Consider the following 18161-nt stretch of genomic DNA (forward strand, 5'->3'; position numbering starts at 1 on the left):
GGTTTCAATTTTATTTTTTAAATTTAAAAAAGTGTCATGATCAAGGATCAGACACTTTTAAATGAATGTGGCTTTGCTACAGCTTTTGTAAAGATTCCTGCAATACAAATGGCGAATAGAACAAATATAAAGGCATGAAGCAGTCCTACCTCATTGGCAAGCAGTCCTAAAATAGGCGGGCCAGAAAGAGAGGCGGTGTAACCAGATAAGGTCACAATGCTGACGCGTTTGACGGCGTAGCGGCTATCATCACCAGCTGCCGAAATGGTCAGCGGGAAGCCTAAAGAAGCGCCAAGTCCCCATAAAAAGATCGATATCATACACACGACAAGTGAAATTTTTAAAATGACCAGGAATAGTCCTGTAGCTGCTGATAAAATAGCGACTCTTAACAATAACACTCTGCCGAAGCGATCAATTAAACGTCCACTGATGAGTCTGCCGCTAATCATTCCGCACAAAAATAAAGCATAGATGACCGTACTCATAGAATGTGAAACCTGGTAGCCATCGACCATCGCAAGTGGAATCCAATCATTTGCAGAGCCCTCTACAAATGCAAGGCATAGGGCGATCATCGCAAGAGATATTGTCCGTTTGTTCAGCCATGGTGCATGAGAACCGTCCGTTGTTTCTGGCTGTATCTCATGCTGATCCTTTCCTGTCCCATGCGGAATAAACCGTGTACATATCAGAATGCTGAGAAAGAAAAGAATGGCAATGCTCAGAAGATGAATCAATACGGATACCCCTAGATGGATAAAGAGAATTCCAGCACCTGCACCGATTAAAGTGCCAATGCTGAAGGAAGCGTGCAATATAGGCAGGATGGTTTTCCTGATGCTGTACTCAATTTCCGTCCCTTCTAAGTTCATGGCCACATTGCACATGCCCGAGCCAGCTCCAAAAAGAAAAAGACCGGCAGTGACAACAAGAGTAGAAGAGAGAGCAGAACCAATGGCAAGAGTGGTGAATCCAATGAACATTAAAAAAGCGCTGATCACAATGGCCACTCGGCCGCCTTTTCGGCGAACGAATATATTGGAAAGAACAAGTCCAACAATCGAACCAATAGATAAGCCAAGTAAAATAAGTCCCATTGTTCCTGTATTCGCTTGTAATAAATCTCTGACTTCCGGTGTCCGTGAAAACCATGTAGAGATGGAGATCCCAGACATCGTAAAAATGACAATAATGGCTTGATACCACTTTAATTCCATCTAATCCCTCACATGTTAAAGATGTATATGTTACTGAACAAATCTACTTGATTATAAATGAGAGTTCCTGATTCGTAAATAACATGAGGGAGGAGCATGATGAAATTTCTAGTCAAAAAAACATATCTTCACAATTTTTCTGCTAAGAAGGTAAAATAAAGACAAAGGGGGCGGTATGTATGAAGTCATATCGAATTGGTGTAATGAAAGGAGATGGGATTGGACCAGAAATTGTGCAAGCAAGTATGCGCATCTTAAAGGCTGCACTGTCGCAGTTTCATGAGTCTTTTGTTGAAAATTTGTAGAATGTCCAATCGGCTTTGAAGCCATCCATTCTCACCATGATCCTGTACCAGTATCTACAATAGAAGAATTAAAAAAGTGCCATGGATGGATATTAGGACCTCATGATTCTGCATCCTATCCAGACCGATGGAAAGAAAGGAGAAATCCAAGCGGAGAGCTCCGTCATACGTTTGATCTATTTGCGAATATTCGTCCGTCTCAATCATTACCAGGGATACAAAGCATAGGACAATACGTCGATCTCGTGATTTTTCGAGAGAACACAGAAGGCTTCTATCCAGATCGGAACATGTATCATGGGGTAGGAGAGTGGATGATTACACCAGATGTCGCTATATCTACAGGTGTGTTTACTAAAAAGGCGATTACACGCATTGCCCACGAAGCCTTTCAAAGTGCAATGGCGCGCAGGAAAAAGGTGACGATTGTTCATAAGGCAAACGTGATCAAATTAGGATCTGGTTTATTTTTGCGAACATGCCAAGAGGTAGCAAAAGCGTATCCGCAAGTAGCATTAGAGGATGTACATATTGATGCAATGGCAGCTCACCTAGTGAGACGCGCAAGTGATTTTGATGTGATTGTGACAGAGAATATGTTTGGTGATATTTTATCTGATTTAACAGGGGAGCTTGTCGGAAGTTTAGGAATAGCGCCTTCATTAAACTGTAACAAAGACCAAGCCATGGCACAGGCGGCACACGGATCAGCACCGGATATCGCTGGGCAAAATATCGCCAATCCAATGGGCATGATTCTTTCTACAAAGATGCTTTGTGACTGGTTATATGTGAAATATCATGATGAGAGATTAAAAAAGACGGCAGCTCTTATCGAATGTACACTTCATGAGATCCTGAAAAAGAACATTAAAACGAAGGATTTAGGAGGAAAAGAGACGACGGCACAATTCACAGAGGCATTCATTCAAAGGATGAATCAGGATAAATAGAAGAAAGGAGAGGATCAACATGAAAAGTGAGAAAGAAAAGATGATCCAAGGAGAACATTATGTATCTAACGACCAAACGCTGATGGCAGATCGAGAAAGAGCAAGACAATTGACTTTTGCGTATGAGCAAACCAACCAGCCAGAAAAAAGACAAGCCATTTTAAAGGAATTATTAGGCGCTTGCGGTGAAGATGTGGTTTTTGAAGGAAGGTTGCAATGTGATTATGGATACAATATTGAGGTCGGTGAGCATTTTTTTGCGAATTTTGATGCTGTGCTATTAGATGTTTGTAAAATCACGATTGGACATCACTGTTTATTAGGTCCGAATGTACATATTTATACGGCTGGCCATCCGCTTGATCCAGTAGAACGTGCAAAAGGCATTGAATTCGGAAAACCAGTTACAATTGGAAACCATGTGTGGATTGGCGGTGGCGCTATAATTAATCCAGGTGTCACCATTGGCGACAATGCTGTCATTGCGTCCGGCGCCGTTGTCACGAAAAATGTTCCGGCAAATGTGGTAGTCGGTGGAAATCCTGCGAAAATCATTAAATATCTTGATAAATCAACATCTGGCAAATCAATGTTGGATGTTGATTTTTTCTTTTTTATCTCAATAAGAAAAGTATACTTAATTTTGAGACAGGAAAAATGGATTTTTGGTTTAACTTCCTAGAATATATATTATGTAAACTAAAAAAGACTTATATCGATAAAATGACATAAGCCTCTTCCAGCAATAAACAAGAAATACACATTAAAATATTTCAAACTTAGGATTCGCGTACTTTTCTTTCGAAACCTGTTGTAATGTTTCTAAAAATACTTCGCTAGGTTGTGCTCCTGAGATGACATATTTATCATTCACTACGTAAAAGGGCACGCCCTGAATCCCAATTTTTGATCCCTCGGCTCTATCAGCTGCAATATTCTCGCTATATTGATCATTTGCTAAAACATCCAAAGCTTCGTTACTATCAAGACCTATTTCACTTGTAAGTTGAGCAAGTGTGGCGTGGTCACCGATATCTAGTGAATCTGTGAAATGAGCTTTCATAATACGCTCCATAAACTCCCGTATCTTTCCTTTCTCTTTTGCATAATAAGAAAGACGAAGTGCATCATATGAATTCGTAGGAATCATTGTATCAAATTGATAATCTAACCCAACCTCTTTTGCTTTCTGTTTCAATTGATTGTTTCTTGCTTTTGCTTTTTCATATGGGATACCATGCTTGGAAGATGCTACTTGATGGATATCCATTCCTGTATTTTTTTTCGCATATGGATCTAATTGAAAATGACGAAATAAGACTTCGACCTCTTCTTTATGTTCAAACTGTTCTGATCCTATTTCAAATTGACGTTTGCCAATATAACAAAACGGACAAACAAAATCAGACCAAATTTCTACTTTCATCATAATATGTTCCCCCTTTATGATTTTGATGAATGTGTTTTGTCTATTCTTTATTACGCTTGTCAGTGCAATTGAACGTGCGAGGTGGGATTATGTGAATAAAAATCTTTTTAACTAATCCCACCAATACTTTTTTTTAAAACGTTCGTGCTACCGCTTTTGCCTTTTCAATTGCTGCACCAACAATTTCTTCTTTCGTAGTTGGATCATAGTCAATACCTTCAACAAAAATCGTTGGTTCCACTTCAATTCCAACAAACTTTAGCGCACCTCTCACGTAAGAATCGGAATGTTCCATTCCAATTGCCTGCGAATAAAATCCTCCCATTCCATGAATATGGATTGCTTTTTTTCCTTTCATCAATCCTTCTGGACCTTCTGATGTATATTTAAACGTTTTTCCAGCACTCATGATTGTATCAAAATAGGCTTTTAATAAGGGTTGGATTCCTAAATTCCACATTGAAGACTGAATGATGTATTTATCTGCTTCCATAAATTGCCTTGTAAATGCATTCACTGCTTCTATTTTTTGTGCTTCAACATCTGTTAGCACTTCCCCACTTCTTAACTTCTTTTGTCCAGTTAAAAAGTCAGCATCGATTAATGGCACATTTGCATAATAGACATCTACTTCCATTATTTCATCCGTTGGATTTACTTCCTTATATTCATTGATAAATGCTCTAGCAACTTGCGTACTTCTTGATTGTTCCTCACTTTGAGGTGTTCCTTTAACAAATAATACTTTTGACATGATCATTTCTCCTCTATGATTTTGATGAATGTTTGTATTTCTAAAACATTTTTTGAATACTTATTAAAAAATTTACACGCTTCATCTGAACAATATTTTCGGTATGAAAGCTGATTTAATGATTATAGACAATGGGCATTTTTCCGATTAATTGGCTTTGCCTAGCGGCGTCATACATGAGTTTAGCGACATTTTCCCTAGATACGGACATTTTAGCTGGCTGATCGCCGAATGAATAACCGTAAGATTGCCCGTTGTATTTGATATTAGGATTAATGATTCGAACGACTGTCCAATCCAGGTTCGATTGTTTAATCAGTTCACCTATCTTCTTCATTTCGGCATAACCATTTGGCATGAGAAGTTTAGGCAATATTCTCGGCAATATCGTCGATAAGCTTTTCTTATCGTCTTCAGATTGCAAGGCTGGCGTTGCGAGTGTAATCAATCTTTTTTTGGTGAACTGCTTCATCGCTTTGACAATACGGTTATGTCCGTCGGCGATCGGTGTGCCTTTTCGTTTTCGTGACAAATCAATGCCGGGACCTAAGGTGCTGAACACAACATCAGCTTCTGAAACTGCCGTTTCAATAGCTGAAGTGTTCGTTAGTTCCCCTGTTACAATGCGTAAATTCGAATGCTTTCGCTTGATTTTCTCAGGGTTTCTAACATATACCGTAACGAAATCTCCGTTTTCTAATGCAAACCGTGTTAAAAGTTGACCGATTGCACCAGTTGCCCCAAAAATAGTGATGTTCATGATCTTCTATCCCCTTTTGTTATTCTGAATGATCACAATGATTTCCTTGATCAAAACTCTTTCGTAATAACATGTGTTATTTAAGCAACGCGCGTTGTATAATTGATGATAAGATGAAAAAGAATAATAAACAACAACCAAAATAGCCAATATGTTGTTTACACAACACTTCTATTGTATTGTCGTTTTTAGACACGATGATGAACCCTAAAAGGAGAAGAAAAAATGATTATGCCAAAAAAAGATCCGAGAATACTTCGTACAAGACAATTGATTGTAGACTCTTTTCTTTCGTTAGCTAGTGAAAAAGATTTCAACAATATAACGGTCCGTGATATCACAGAAAAGGCTACTATTAACCGCGCTACATTTTATGCGCACTTTGACGATAAATTTGATTTATTACATTCTACAATCACCAATACATTTACAGACAAATTGAAAAAAAGACTAAATGATCACGATGGATTCAATGAAAAAGTCATTGCCAATATTTTTCTAGCCATGTGTGATCACCATAAAGAGTTAAGCGACCTATGTCCTAAAGGTTATAATTCTTTAGGAACTATTATAGAAAGTAAAATTAAAGAGGAGTTACAGAAGCTAATAGCTGACCTTGTGCTAAAAGGAACTGAAAATACCATTGAATTAGAGGATAAACAATTGGTAACAACCCTATCTACTATGCTAAGTTGGGGGATATACGGAGCTGCATACACATGGAATAAGGATGGAAGACCTATTTCACCACAAGAGCTAGTGACTAAGACCATGCCTATCTTTAAAAATGGCATGAGTAAGTATTTTCTTTAATGAAACTGATGTTAATTATCAATTATTTTAGCCATTTTAAAGTAGCTAAAAGAAACATCAAAAAACACAGAAATGATATGGATTTAAATAATGGGGGTATTTTAAGGAGAAAGCAATGATCAATTGCCTGCAAGAGGTCAATTAGTATTAGTCACCAGTTATGAGCAGGCTCGATTTGTTGTTGCTTAAATGACTGGGGAAAAAGAGTCTGCTGACGTGTAGAACTTAGGTTACAAAGCTTTACTTAGAGTGGATTCATTAAATTGTGGAATTCTTATACGGCTATTGTTTATCAGGTCATACAATGGATCTACATTTACTTTCTTGTACAAGTCTACTTTTGTTTGTCTAAATCTCATCTCTTTTAAATTTCAAAGCTTCTACGACCTTCTCAATAAATTAAATCGGTCGTAGAAGTTGGGCCTTTTTGATCTTCTTGCTCCGTTATCGAATTTGTTGGTACTGTAAATATTTTAAAACATTAACCAACACACTAAAAGAACTTGAAGCAGATCATTTAATTAATCGTAAAGAATATCCTCAAGTGCCTCCAAAAGTAGAATATAGTTTATCTGAAAAGGGATTATCACTGATACCTGTATTAGATGAGATATGTGATTGGGGAGAGGAACAAATGAAAAATAATTAGGTAGACTGGAAAGAAAGCTACTACGGTTTAAACATGCTTTCTAAAGTAGCTTTCTTCTCATCTTATATCAATCGTTTTCAAATTGTAATGGTCGTTTCAACACTCGCAAATATCACTCCTGATTGATCATATAATAGGTCAACGAGGCACGCAACTCGAGTTCTGCGTGATTTTTCTCTAAGGTTATTTTGATTTAATTCCTGCACCACAAAGAGGGATGACAATGGTTTCTTCTGGTTTCTTTTGATATTTCATGTAGCCAGCAAAATTGACTGCAGATGTCACTTCGACATAAAATCCTTTCTCACTTAGTTTAGAACGTGCATTCAGAATGTCATCTTCTTCAATATCAATAAACGTACCATTGGTATCTTGTACAGCTTCTAAAATTTGTTTGGAGCGCGCCGGGGCAGCAATGGCAATCCCTTCTGCTAAGGTCCCTTTATTCGTGACAGGTGATGCTGATTCCTCTTCATTTTGATACGCTTTCACAAGGGGTGCACAGTTTTTCGCTTGAATAGCAACGATTTTCGGTATTTTATGAATGAGACCATTTTCAAATAATTCTTTAAAGCCATAATATGCACCTAGGAGGAGAGTACCGTTTCCAACCGGAATGATTAAAGCATCAGGTGCTCCTTTTAGTTGCTCATAGATTTCATAGGCGTATGTTTTAGTGCCTTCAAAAAAATAAGGGTTATAGACATGGCTTGCATAAAAAACGTTTTCATTGTCTACTGCCTTTTGGGCCGCAGCTGCAATGTCCTCTCGCGTCCCATGAATTTCTTTAATCGTTGCTCCATGGGCTTTTATTTGAGCGACTTTTTTGGGTGAAGTGTCATCGCTTAGATAGATGTCACAGGCGATACCACAACGTGCTGCATAAGCTGCAATCGCCGTTCCTGCATTCCCACTACTATCAGCAATCACTTTTGATACCCCTAATTCTTTCGCATGTGTCATCAACACAGCGGCTCCTCGGTCTTTAAAGGATAATGTCGGCATCATATAATCAACTTTTACATAAGTATTTAGCTCATTAGGATCTAGAACGATTAAAGGGGATTGACCCTCCCCCATTGTGACAGTTTCCCAAGTCTTAGAACCTTTTGAAAATGGCATAGTTTCAACATAACGCCATAATGAATTTGGATAGTGATCCCAAGCTGCGACGTCTATTTTTGGGGTATCTTTTACTAGATTTAATACTCCACCACAATCACATTTCCATAGAGTTCGTGTCATCTCATATTTTTTCCCGCAATGGTTACAAATTAATTGATTCATTCATCATCTGCCCCTTTGAATATTTTTTTATATAAAATATATTTTTTTATATAGAATGGTCAAAAAAATATTCTAAATATATGCGATGGCATCCATTTCAATTTTGAAACCAAAATGTAATTCATTCGTTGGTACAATCGTACGTGCTGGTTTATGTTGACCGAAAAATTCAGTATAAACAGCATCTACTTTGTCCCATAATTCAATATCTGAAATGTATAATGTCATGCGCAAAATCTGTTCTTTTTTACTTCCTGCAGCTTCTACAATCATCTCCACATTCTTAAGCGCTTGTAATGTCTCTTCTTCAATGGGGCCGAATTCTTTTTCTCTCGTTTCTGGATTGATGGCAAATTGTCCTGAAACATAGACCATGTTTTGATGAATGGTTGCGAATGCATAGTGTCCATTTGCTTTTAAATTGCCTACCTCAAGGATGCTTTTCATTTCGTTTCACCTTCATTCGATTTATTTTTGATTTCATCCAAATAGCTATAGACGGTTACTTTGGAAATGCCTAACATAGATGCGACCTTCTCAACAGAGCCTTTCATTAAAAAAATCCCCTTTTCGTCCATGAATCTTATTAATTCAATTTTTTCTTGACGTTTCATGACTGGATGAACACTGTTTTGAATGATTTGTTGAATCAATTGATCTACTATTTCTTCCACATTTTCAAGATCATCATTTGATGTTGTTTCTGTCTCTTGAGCTTCCACCTGTGTAGTAAGAAAAGTATCCATAAATTGCTGCATTTGATTTAGGGCTTCAATATCAAAATTAATACATAAAGCACCAACCACTTTTTGCTTTGAATCACGTATTAATGAAGTCGAAGAACGAATCGTACGATTATCTTCTGTTACAAATGTATAACCAGCCAGATAATCTTCTTTAAAATCTTCTGATTGTAATACAGTCTTTACTAGATGATCAAATGATTGGCCGATTTCTCTTCCTGTCACATGGTTATTTACTGTAAACATGACAGATGCTTGAGGGTTCGTTAAATCATGAATCACCACTTCACAATTTGATCCAAACATTTTTGCAGTAGATTTTGCTAAAGGAATATAACTCTCTAATAAATTCTGAATATTTTCCATATCTAAATACCTCATTTTTTTATTTCACCAAATTATATAATTTTTTATATAAAAAATCAATATGTAGACTTTTTTATATAATATTTTTTCTACTTTTTTAAGTGTGAGCTTTTTATCAGCAACCCCTCAGGTATATCACTTGTTTCTGGTCTTCTTGATCAAATTCACGCCATCGTAAGCCAGACTTTCTACACATGCCGCTTTCTTGAGTATGTAATGATCAAAAAAAGTCTTCGTATAGTCTGTAACAAGATTTCGCATGTCCATAACATTCCGTTCGCCTCTGCGCGTCCGGCAGTATAGCCACCGATTGGTTCTGGGAATGTGTCATAGCTTTTCATCCTTTTGTTCCTCCTTCATGAATGATAGTGCCGGTTGTGAAATACACATTGCGCTATAAGCATTCAAACCAATATGTCGAGATTGTCCCTTGTGTTAAGAGTTTGTTATTGAGGGATAAAACCTGTACTGATGCCATCGTCTTTATGTATATATCTTTGTGATATAATCATGATCAAGACCAAATGCCAAGTGAAATGAGAATGAACTTGCTGAAAGGTATTCACGATTTTAAAAGATTCTGAAGAATGGAACAATATATTTTTAACATGGCGCATATGAAGAAAATATATGGGGCTGTTTTTGTTGAGCGATTTTTCAGTTATCTTGACTCACTCTCCTGAAGTCATTGTCATTATTATACCCAATGTGAATGACAAGTGAAAAACAACTTCAATGTGACATAGAAAAAAGTCAATTTTCTTTTTTGAATGAGAAAATTGACTTTGTAAGATTCGGAGGTATTTATCGTTTTAGAACAAATGTTGTCACACTTTGAGCCGGGAGATGAGCCCAAAATTGATTACCCGATATATTGAAATCTGTTCCAGGCTGAAGGTTGCTGCTACTGCTCGTGATCCATCTAGACGCCTCGGAAACAGATCCATTTTGCACCACGAAGTGTTGATTCACCCCGGTGTTGTTTTTATTAATCGCTACAACGACGACTTTATTGTCGCCTTTATAGGCTGATACGAATACATTCGGTTCAGGACTTTTCGTTGCATCAAGCCTTACGTAGCCAGGGCGCACAAATTTTGAGAAATGTGCCATGTTGTAGCCGCGTTTGCTGATGGTCCCATCTTCCTTCATAGGGCCGTAGGATCTGCGGATATACCACCAAACATACGCCTGAAAGTCTCCTTCCACCATCGAATGGTGAATATGCTCTGAAACTCCTAATGCCTCTGGCCAGCGGTCCGCTGAATTGTTGTCGCTATTCGGGTAGTATACCTCTGTCATCCATAGCTCTTTTCCTCCTCCCTTTTGTTTGAAAAGAGGATATGGAAGCTGGCTGATTTGGGTTCCGTACAGGTGGGCACCGAGAATGTCCATATTACTAAGTGCCTGCGGATCGTTTAAAATAGGATCTGATATATTTTTCAGGTATTGAAAGGATTCTGGCGCAATGACGCGGGCATTAATAGAGCCGGCATTTTCTCTCATGAAACGCAGAATTTCCTGAGGGGTCCACCATGTCCATTCATGTGCATAATCGGGCTCGTTTTGTACGGAAATCGCATAAAGATTCACACCATTATTCTTCATGTACGTCACAAAATCATTTAGATGCTGAGCATATGCTGCGTATTGATTGTATTTAAGCCGCTTTGCAGATGCGCCATTACGGTTAAAGGTCTCGATCATATGGCTTGGAGGATTCCAAGGTGAAGCGATCACTAAAGCGCCATGCTCTATCGCTCTTTTGGCTGTAGCGACTTCTCTGTTCCAATTGTTTCTGTTTTCGTCTACATAAATTCTAAGAATTGAAAAACCTAACTGATTCTGTCCATTGCCAAAGGCAGTCTCCCTTTGAGGAGCCGTTAAATCACCAATCCAAGCCGGGTGGTTCATTCCACCAAAGCCGCGAATCACTTGCCTTTCCGCATTGATATTAATGTTTGCATCACTTGCTGCTGAAACCTCAGTCAATCCGGGTCCTATGAACATGACTGATAGCATCGTAAAGCAGACCAATAAAGTACAAATTGGCTTTTTCACAATTGACATCAAGTTTCCCCACTCCCCACCAAACGTTTATGGAAATAGCAATCTCCGTTTTTCTCCTCATATGCTACCTTTGCGTAAACTGCCAGGAATCAAATTGAAATAGGTTTCCAGTGCCTGTTCCGGTAAAGACAAAAAATACGTTGTGCACACCTGCTGCGCCGTTTACCGCTGTTTCTATTTCTCGCCAGTTTTGCGTTCCGCCTGTGGAAGGGACATTAAGTGTTCCGACGAGTCTGCCGTCTGCACTGCCAAGGCGTACTTCTATTTTTCCGCCTGTACTTGATGCTACATTGGCCTTAAATGTTCTAGCACCGCTTGATCCGAAATCTACGTTACTGACTGCCACCCAATCTCCGTTTTGAATGTTTGTGACATGCTGGTTATTGACTGGTCCACCGGGTGCTGAGGAGGCCTCTGTCAAAATGCGTCCATTCCAAGCGAATGTTTCAGCTTCTACCCGCTGATATGGATTCAGATTGGATAGCTGTTTCACCCCTTCATAATTGGCTGCTACCTCTTGAAGGGAGCCGTCAGCATTATGCACAAGCTTATTAATATGGGGAGATCTGTATCCTTTACCTGCTCCGTATAATGCAGAGCTGACCGTTTGTGTATGATACACAACATACCACTCGTTTTTAAAATTGAACACAGCATGATGGTTGTTACCGCCTCCACCGAAAAATGCACCCGGATTTTTCAGGAAGTGTCCTTTATACGTAAAGGGACCCATAGGGTTTGAGCTCGTCATATAGCCGATCTCACCAGGTGGTTTATCAGCTGGATGGGAGCCGCCAAAATTGATGCAATAGGAATAGTAATACGTTCCGTTATACTTGTGCATCCCTGAGTCTTCAAACATAAAAGGTGCATCAATGGTCGATGCACTGCTGGCAACACTTGTCATATCAGGCCCTAATTTCAGAACTCTTGCTGTGTTAGGATTGGCCCATTGTCCCTGCGTTGGATTTGAACCGCCTGGAACGCCTCCACCGGCATATAGATACCCAGTACCGTCATCATCGACAAATACGGCTGGATCAAAAAGCCATACAACACCGGACATACCTGGTGTGCTTGGTGTGACAAGCGCTTTTCCGATTGGATCTGTCCATGGACCAATCGGGCTGTCTGCTGTAAGAACGCCAATCCCTCCGCCGCTGTTTGCGAAATAAAGGAAAAATTTATCCTTCCCATTGATCTTTTTCACCGCCGCTGATGGAGCCCAGGAAGCACCTGCCCATTTGGCAATCCCTCTGCCGCCATTTGCCCCATTTGCCCCGGCTACTGGAATGGCGCCGTGATCTGTCCAGTTCACCATATCCGCCGAAGAGATGACGAACACCCTATTTAAATTTGCAAATGAATTATCTTTAATTGTTCCGTTGCTGTGATATTCATAGTCATCACTTGACATATAAATGTACACTCTGCCGTTATAGGTGAGCGCAAACGGATCTGCCCCCAAGTGGTGGTCTATGAGCGGGTTTGCATTTCCTACTCGTTTTGCAATGGGGGTACTTGCTGCACTCGCATCATATACAGGTATACAGCTTAGTACCAAAGCTAGAATCAAAAAACCTACACCGCACTTCATCCTCTTCCTCATCGTGTCATTTCCTCCTGTTTTCATCTTCCTAATATTGGGGTTTACGCCCAATTTCAAATTATGTTGATATGCGCTAATGAAGAATGAATACAAAGGATGATTTCTAGTGCAAATCACTGCAATAATCACAATGAAAACCCTTACTTTTTAACTAGAAAACAACAAAAAAATGCAGTCCTCCATGTTGGAGCTGCATTTTTTCTCATGATGAATGTAGACTACATATACCGAGCGGTCACCATTTTCTTTCTTGTGTAAAACTCCACTCCATCTGTTCCATTGGCATGCAAGTCCCCGTAGAAAGAGTCTTTCCAGCCGGAAAACGGGAAGAATGCCATTGGTGCAGGCACACCGATGTTCACGCCGAGCATACCCGCTTCGATATTTTCGCGGAATTCTCTAATGCTTGATGCACTGTCTGTGTACAGGCAGGCACCGTTTGCAAATGTTGATTGATTGGACAGGTCGATTGCTTCAGTTAGTGAAGACACACGGACAATTGATAAGACTGGGGCGAAAATCTCGTCCTGCCAAATTTTCATTTGATTTGTGACATGATCAAAGATCGTCGGCCCGACGAAATACCCTGCTCCATTTGTTTCGTGATCTTGCCGGCCATCACGAACGAGTCTTGCCCCTTCTTCAATCCCTGATTGGATGTACTGAAGCGTCCGTTCCTTATGTTCCTTTCGAATGACTGGCCCAAGAAAAACATCTTCATTTATTCCGTTTCCAATCACGAGCTGGTTCGATTCATCAACTAATTTTTGAATCAAATCGTCCGCTACTTCCTCTTCCACTGCGACAACAGCTGCGGCCATGCAGCGCTCTCCCGCTGATCCAAAGGCAGCCCCAATGATTTGTTTCGTTGCCACGTCTAAATCCGCATCTTTTAGAACAATGGAATGATTCTTTGCGCCCGCAAGTGCTTGGACACGCTTGCCATGCTCTGTTCCTTTTTTATAGACGTATTCTGCGACTGGCTGAGAGCCAACAAATGAAATGGCTTTAACCTTTTGATGTTCAAGCAGGCCGTTTACGACATCGTGAGCCCCATTGACAATGTTAAGAACACCTTTTGGTAGCCCCGCTTCTTCAAATAGTTCTGCTAACCTTGCCGCAAGAATAGGAGTTCGCTCTGAAGGTTTTAAGACAAATGTATTGCCGCATGCAATGGCAAGGGGGAACATCCAGCATGGGACCATCATCGGAAAGTTAAATGGTGTAATGCCGCCAATGACGCCAATTGGATAGCGGTACATGCCCGATTCAAGTCCAGTTGCGATATCTGGCAATTGCTTTCCCATCATTAAGGTCGGTGCGCCCGCAGCAAATTCCACACATTCAATCCCGCGCTGCACTTCTCCTTTTGCTTCTGTTACACTTTTCCCGTTTTCAATTGTGATTAGCTCTGCCAGCTCATCCCATTTTTCAACGAGTAACTGTTGGTATTTAAATAAAATGCGTGCACGCTGGGGAACGGCTGTTTTAGACCAAGTGGTAAACGCTTCTTGTGCTGCTTGTACCGCACGTTCGACATCCGTTTTTGTTGAAAGTGGTACTTCTGCGATGACTTCGCCCGTAGCCGGGTTATAAACAGCCTCCGTTTGGCTTGTTTCTGCCTCAATCCATTGTCCGCCAATATAATTTTTCAACGTTTGTACTTCTGTTCTGGTCATGTTCCCTCTCTCCTTTTGTCTAGATTGTCATGATATAAGGCGTTTATTTATCGCCATTGTCTCATCTTGTGGGCGCTCATCTGTATACACTCTTTGTCAAATCAAACGGCTGTTTCGGTTTACGTTGTGATCAACAGCTTTCTTTAAGCTATCAGGTCAATTGCTACCAGCCCTTGTTTGCCGCAGGTTTGTCCCACTTTAAGATCCGTTTGTTGGGCGATAGGATGCCGTAATGTAATGAAATTATGATCTGTTTTTGGTTAACTGTTGGTTAACTTTAGAAAAATCATAATATTAAAAACGTTTTCAGTCAATCCTCTTTTTGTAGCATAAGAAAAACCTGATGCGCTTTGCATCAGGTAGAGGCTGATTCATTTCGGTTATTTGGATGCTGCAGCATATTGATTCGGTTCTGTATAATTTGGCAGCATCTCTCCATGCGCTTCAATTAAGTCATCACATAATTGAATGGTGTCATCAATCGAAAGTTCAGCACTTGTATGTGGGTCTAGTAAAGCCGCTTGATAAATGTGCTCTTTTTTGCCGCTGATCGCTGCTTCGATTGTCATGAGCTGTGAGCTGATATTGGTCCGATTGAGTCCAGCCAATTGTTCAGGGATCTCTCCGACATAGCATGGCATGATACCGCTTCGATCTGCAACACACGGTACTTCTACACAGGCTTTTTCAGGCAAATTGTGAATGAGACCTCCTGTGTTCAGTACATTCCCGCCAAATTTAAAGGGAATATTGGTTTCGATCGCTTCAATAATACGTGAGCCATATTCTTTAGAGCGAGTATGTGTGATCTGTGTGTTCCCCACAAGGTCATGCTTCATTGTATTCCAGTTGTTGATTTGTTCCTCACAGCGCCTTGGATATTCATCGAGCGGAATGTTAAACTGACTAATCAGTTCTGGATAGCGTGATTTGATGAAATAAGGATGATATTCGGCATTATGCTCTGAGGATTCTGTGACATAGTAGCCGAATTTATCCATCAGTTCAAAACGAACCATATCATGATGGCGCGATTGCTGCTTTTCTTTTGCTCTTCTTTTGATTTCTGGATACAAGTCTTTTCCGTCCCGTTTCACCTCTAATAACCAAGCCATGTGGTTAATGCCGGCAATTTTTTCCTCAATGCCTTCATGATCCATTTCAAGTGCGTCAAATAAATCCTTTGTACACACCTGCACACTATGGCAAAGACCAACCGTTTGAACCTGAGTATAGCGCAGCATGGCACCTGTCAGTGTGGCCATTGGATTCGTGTAATTCAACAATAAGGCATTTGGGCAAACCTCTTCCATATCCCTTGCAAAGTCAAGCATCACAGGAATCGTTCGAAGGAAGCGGAAGATGCCGCCGATGCCAACCGTATCGGCAATCGTTTGTCTTAACCCATATTTTTTCGGAATCTCAAAATCTATGACAGTGCTTGGCTGATAGCCTCCCACCTGAATGGCATTGATGACATATTTCGCACCCTTTAAGGCTTCTTTCCGGTCGTGATAGGGCTTAATGGTCACATTTGCGCCGTAGTTCTCTTTTAAATGCCGCATCATCGTTTCTGATTCTTTCAGCCGGCTGTGGTCGATATCATATAACGCGAATTCAAACCCAGCAAGTGCAGGGACGAACAGACAATCTCCTAATATATTTTTAGCAAACACGGTACTTCCTGCACCGATAAATGTAATTTTAGACATGGGCGACTCTCCTTTTTACATCAATATTGGACTATCCTTTGACAGAGCCTTGTGAAAGACCTGCGATAAAATATTTTTGCAAAAGTAAAAACAACGTGACCATTGGCAGCATCGCAATGAGAGCGGCGGCGCCAACGAGCTGAAGTTGATGCTGATTTTGACCAAAAAAATTAGATAAGGCGACAGTGAGTGTATGCATCTCTTTATCTTGCAAAAAGAAGATGGCAAATTGATAGTCGTTCCATATATACACACAGGCAATGATTAAAACAGAAGCGGTAATCGGCTTCAGAAGTGGAAAAACGATGGTGAAAAAGACTCTGAGTGTTCCCGCTCCATCAATACGGGCTGCTTCTTCAAGCTCCTTTGGAATCGTTGAGCGGATAAAGCCTGCGTATAAAAAAATCGTCAGCGGCAAAAAAGCGGCTACATTGTTTAAAATAGCGATTTGATACGTATTCATCATTCCGATTTGAACGACCATTTTATAGAGCGGGACAAGGGCTGTGAGTGGTGGAATGACCATAATGGCAATGAATAAAAGATAAACCGCTTGATTCAGCTTTGTGACCCTTCTTGCAAGCGGATAGGCTGCAAGAGATCCTAGAATGATGAGTAATACAGCGGAGCTGAACGTTATGATCACTGTATTCAAAAAGGATTGACCAAGCTGAGCCTCTGTCCATGCTGCGTGAAAGTTTTCAAGATGCAGCGCTTTTGGAAACAGCCATTTTGAACTGAAATCTCCTATCCCCTTTAATGATGTCGTCACCAAAATATAAAATGGAATGAGGTGAAGCAATGTAATTAATAGTGCGAGGAAGGAGTACCATCTTTTCTTGCGTTTATAGGCGTTATCCATCACACCTCTGTCTCCTTTCGTTTAAAATAAATCAGCGCTGCGACACTAATGACAAGAATGATCACTGCCATAAAGACCCCTTGCGTTGCTGCATAGCCTGCATCCTGACGTTTGAAATACAGATCATACATAAAGGTCGACATGGATTGCGAGGAATCCCCAGGACCGCCGCCCGTGAGTGCCACAATGACATCAAAGAGCTTGAGCCCGCCAATGACATTAAGCACAACATTTATGGTGATGGACGGCATAAGCAAAGGCAATGTGATCCGCCTGAATTGCTGGAGGCTTGATGCGCCGTCTAATTGTGCCGCTTCATAATAATCCTTTGGAATACTTTGAAGTCCTGCTAAATAAATGATCATCGCAATACCGACGAATTGATACGTGTTGACAAGCACAATGATCCATGTGTTTAATTGCGGATTGCCGAGCGCATTCATTTGGTCAAATCCAAAAAGCGTTACCACATCGTTTAAGGCGCCGCCTTGGTAAGCAAACACAAAATACCAAATATAGCCCATGGCAATCGGACTAATCATGACGGGTAAATAGATCACCGTTCTTGTGATGGCTCTCATCCTTAAGCTTTGATTTAATAAGAGAGCATAGCCAAGTCCAATGATATTTTGTAAGATTGTGCTCCCGATTCCATAAAGAAGGGTGTTTTTGACAACAAGCCATGTCGTTGGATCCTGAAGCAGCCGTTTGTACTGATCAAGGCCAATCCATTTATAGTTTTGTGAGAAACCGTTCCAATTCGTAAAAGAAAGCTGAATTCCGTTAAAAAAGGGATAAATGATAAAGGTACTGACCACGAGAACAGCAGGCATGTACATCCACCAAAGTGATGAATGTTGACTTTTTTTCACCTTTTGTTTTGAGAAAGAGGTGAAAGTCGCCGCCTGCTTTGTTTTAGTGATGTCACTCATTGGCTTCACTCCTATTTC

The 18161-nt window shown here is 40.3% G+C and carries 15 protein-coding genes and 3 pseudogenes; 4 read left to right on the forward strand and 14 right to left on the reverse strand.

What is annotated here, in order from left to right:
• Window positions 1-47: 47 nt before the first annotated feature.
• Window positions 48-1220 carry an MFS transporter gene (locus IEE86_RS01530; protein WP_191095622.1) on the reverse strand — a complete coding sequence of 391 codons (1173 nt, stop codon included), beginning with the start codon at window positions 1218-1220 and terminating at the stop codon, window positions 48-50.
• A gap of 179 nt (window positions 1221-1399) precedes the next feature.
• On the opposite strand from IEE86_RS01530, the pseudogene IEE86_RS01535 reads away from it, so the two are divergent.
• Both IEE86_RS01535 and IEE86_RS01540 read left to right on the forward strand, forming a co-directional pair.
• Window positions 1400-2478 (forward strand): annotated as a pseudogene (locus IEE86_RS01535) (isocitrate/isopropylmalate dehydrogenase family protein).
• A 19-nt stretch (window positions 2479-2497) separates the two neighbouring features.
• Window positions 2498-3160, forward strand: a complete 663-nt coding sequence (locus IEE86_RS01540; RefSeq protein WP_191095623.1) for a sugar O-acetyltransferase — start codon at window positions 2498-2500, stop codon at window positions 3158-3160.
• Between the two features lie 81 nt (window positions 3161-3241).
• Here the strand turns inward: IEE86_RS01540 and IEE86_RS01545 are convergent, their stop codons facing one another.
• From IEE86_RS01545 to IEE86_RS01555, 3 genes are all read right to left on the reverse strand, one after another.
• Complete coding sequence (locus tag IEE86_RS01545; RefSeq protein WP_224740727.1) at window positions 3242-3907, reverse strand: DsbA family oxidoreductase; 666 nt, start codon at window positions 3905-3907, stop codon at window positions 3242-3244.
• A gap of 133 nt (window positions 3908-4040) precedes the next feature.
• A complete protein-coding gene (locus IEE86_RS01550; RefSeq protein ID WP_191095624.1) occupies window positions 4041-4661 on the reverse strand; it encodes an FMN-dependent NADH-azoreductase in 621 nt (206 codons plus the stop codon).
• A gap of 115 nt (window positions 4662-4776) precedes the next feature.
• Complete coding sequence (locus IEE86_RS01555) at window positions 4777-5421, reverse strand: NAD(P)-dependent oxidoreductase (RefSeq protein WP_191095625.1); 645 nt, start codon at window positions 5419-5421, stop codon at window positions 4777-4779.
• A gap of 225 nt (window positions 5422-5646) precedes the next feature.
• Here IEE86_RS01555 and IEE86_RS01560 point away from each other — a divergent pair, with 225 nt between their 5' ends.
• On the forward strand, window positions 5647-6234 hold the full coding sequence (locus IEE86_RS01560; RefSeq protein ID WP_224740728.1) for a TetR/AcrR family transcriptional regulator: 588 nt from the start codon (window positions 5647-5649) through the stop codon (window positions 6232-6234).
• A gap of 472 nt (window positions 6235-6706) precedes the next feature.
• Window positions 6707-6883 (forward strand): annotated as a pseudogene (locus tag IEE86_RS01565) (winged helix-turn-helix transcriptional regulator); the annotation flags it as partial.
• A gap of 183 nt (window positions 6884-7066) precedes the next feature.
• On the opposite strand, the gene IEE86_RS01570 reads toward IEE86_RS01565, so the two are convergent.
• From IEE86_RS01570 to IEE86_RS01615, 10 genes and pseudogenes are all read right to left on the reverse strand, one after another.
• The gene (locus tag IEE86_RS01570) at window positions 7067-8170 is read right to left on the reverse strand and encodes a threonine synthase (RefSeq protein ID WP_191095626.1); all 1104 of its coding nucleotides are present in this window, start codon (window positions 8168-8170) and stop codon (window positions 7067-7069) included.
• 72 nt (window positions 8171-8242) lie between these two features.
• Complete coding sequence (locus IEE86_RS01575) at window positions 8243-8617, reverse strand: RidA family protein (RefSeq protein ID WP_191095627.1); 375 nt, start codon at window positions 8615-8617, stop codon at window positions 8243-8245.
• Window positions 8614-9279, reverse strand: a complete 666-nt coding sequence (locus tag IEE86_RS01580; RefSeq protein WP_191095628.1) for a helix-turn-helix transcriptional regulator — start codon at window positions 9277-9279, stop codon at window positions 8614-8616. Before IEE86_RS01580 ends, IEE86_RS01575 begins: the two co-directional genes overlap by 4 nt.
• Window positions 9280-9414: 135 nt before the next feature.
• Window positions 9415-9564 (reverse strand): annotated as a pseudogene (locus IEE86_RS19270) (alpha/beta hydrolase); the annotation flags it as partial.
• A gap of 519 nt (window positions 9565-10083) precedes the next feature.
• On the reverse strand, window positions 10084-11349 hold the full coding sequence (gene xynC / locus IEE86_RS01590; RefSeq protein WP_411955674.1) for a glucuronoarabinoxylan endo-1,4-beta-xylanase XynC: 1266 nt from the start codon (window positions 11347-11349) through the stop codon (window positions 10084-10086).
• A 64-nt stretch (window positions 11350-11413) separates the two neighbouring features.
• Complete coding sequence (locus tag IEE86_RS01595) at window positions 11414-12958, reverse strand: glycoside hydrolase family 43 protein (RefSeq protein WP_411955675.1); 1545 nt, start codon at window positions 12956-12958, stop codon at window positions 11414-11416.
• A 218-nt stretch (window positions 12959-13176) separates the two neighbouring features.
• Window positions 13177-14637 carry a CoA-acylating methylmalonate-semialdehyde dehydrogenase gene (locus tag IEE86_RS01600; protein WP_191095631.1) on the reverse strand — a complete coding sequence of 487 codons (1461 nt, stop codon included), beginning with the start codon at window positions 14635-14637 and terminating at the stop codon, window positions 13177-13179.
• A gap of 380 nt (window positions 14638-15017) precedes the next feature.
• The gene (gene melA, locus IEE86_RS01605; protein ID WP_191095632.1) at window positions 15018-16349 is read right to left on the reverse strand and encodes an alpha-glucosidase/alpha-galactosidase; all 1332 of its coding nucleotides are present in this window, start codon (window positions 16347-16349) and stop codon (window positions 15018-15020) included.
• Between the two features lie 31 nt (window positions 16350-16380).
• Window positions 16381-17211, reverse strand: a complete 831-nt coding sequence (locus tag IEE86_RS01610) for a carbohydrate ABC transporter permease (protein ID WP_191095633.1) — start codon at window positions 17209-17211, stop codon at window positions 16381-16383.
• Window positions 17211-18143, reverse strand: a complete 933-nt coding sequence (locus tag IEE86_RS01615; RefSeq protein WP_191095634.1) for a carbohydrate ABC transporter permease — start codon at window positions 18141-18143, stop codon at window positions 17211-17213. Before IEE86_RS01615 ends, IEE86_RS01610 begins: the two co-directional genes overlap by 1 nt.
• Window positions 18144-18161 lie beyond the last annotated feature (18 nt).

This window comes from Bacillus crepusculi (assembly GCF_014764715.1).
Lineage (GTDB): Bacteria > Bacillota > Bacilli > Bacillales > Bacillaceae > Bacillus.

Coding starts and splice junctions, on each gene's coding strand:
- IEE86_RS01530 (WP_191095622.1), bottom strand. CDS start 1,220: ATGGAATTAAAGTGGTATCAAGCCATTATTGTCATTTTTACGATGTCT.
- IEE86_RS01540 (WP_191095623.1), top strand. CDS start 2,498: ATGAAAAGTGAGAAAGAAAAGATGATCCAAGGAGAACATTATGTATCT.
- IEE86_RS01545 (WP_224740727.1), bottom strand. CDS start 3,907: ATGATGAAAGTAGAAATTTGGTCTGATTTTGTTTGTCCGTTTTGTTAT.
- IEE86_RS01550 (WP_191095624.1), bottom strand. CDS start 4,661: ATGTCAAAAGTATTATTTGTTAAAGGAACACCTCAAAGTGAGGAACAA.
- IEE86_RS01555 (WP_191095625.1), bottom strand. CDS start 5,421: ATGAACATCACTATTTTTGGGGCAACTGGTGCAATCGGTCAACTTTTA.
- IEE86_RS01560 (WP_224740728.1), top strand. CDS start 5,647: ATGATTATGCCAAAAAAAGATCCGAGAATACTTCGTACAAGACAATTG.
- IEE86_RS01570 (WP_191095626.1), bottom strand. CDS start 8,170: ATGAATCAATTAATTTGTAACCATTGCGGGAAAAAATATGAGATGACA.
- IEE86_RS01575 (WP_191095627.1), bottom strand. CDS start 8,617: ATGAAAAGCATCCTTGAGGTAGGCAATTTAAAAGCAAATGGACACTAT.
- IEE86_RS01580 (WP_191095628.1), bottom strand. CDS start 9,279: ATGGAAAATATTCAGAATTTATTAGAGAGTTATATTCCTTTAGCAAAA.
- xynC (WP_411955674.1), bottom strand. CDS start 11,349: ATGTCAATTGTGAAAAAGCCAATTTGTACTTTATTGGTCTGCTTTACG.
- IEE86_RS01595 (WP_411955675.1), bottom strand. CDS start 12,958: ATGAGGAAGAGGATGAAGTGCGGTGTAGGTTTTTTGATTCTAGCTTTG.
- IEE86_RS01600 (WP_191095631.1), bottom strand. CDS start 14,637: ATGACCAGAACAGAAGTACAAACGTTGAAAAATTATATTGGCGGACAA.
- melA (WP_191095632.1), bottom strand. CDS start 16,349: ATGTCTAAAATTACATTTATCGGTGCAGGAAGTACCGTGTTTGCTAAA.
- IEE86_RS01610 (WP_191095633.1), bottom strand. CDS start 17,211: ATGGATAACGCCTATAAACGCAAGAAAAGATGGTACTCCTTCCTCGCA.
- IEE86_RS01615 (WP_191095634.1), bottom strand. CDS start 18,143: ATGAGTGACATCACTAAAACAAAGCAGGCGGCGACTTTCACCTCTTTC.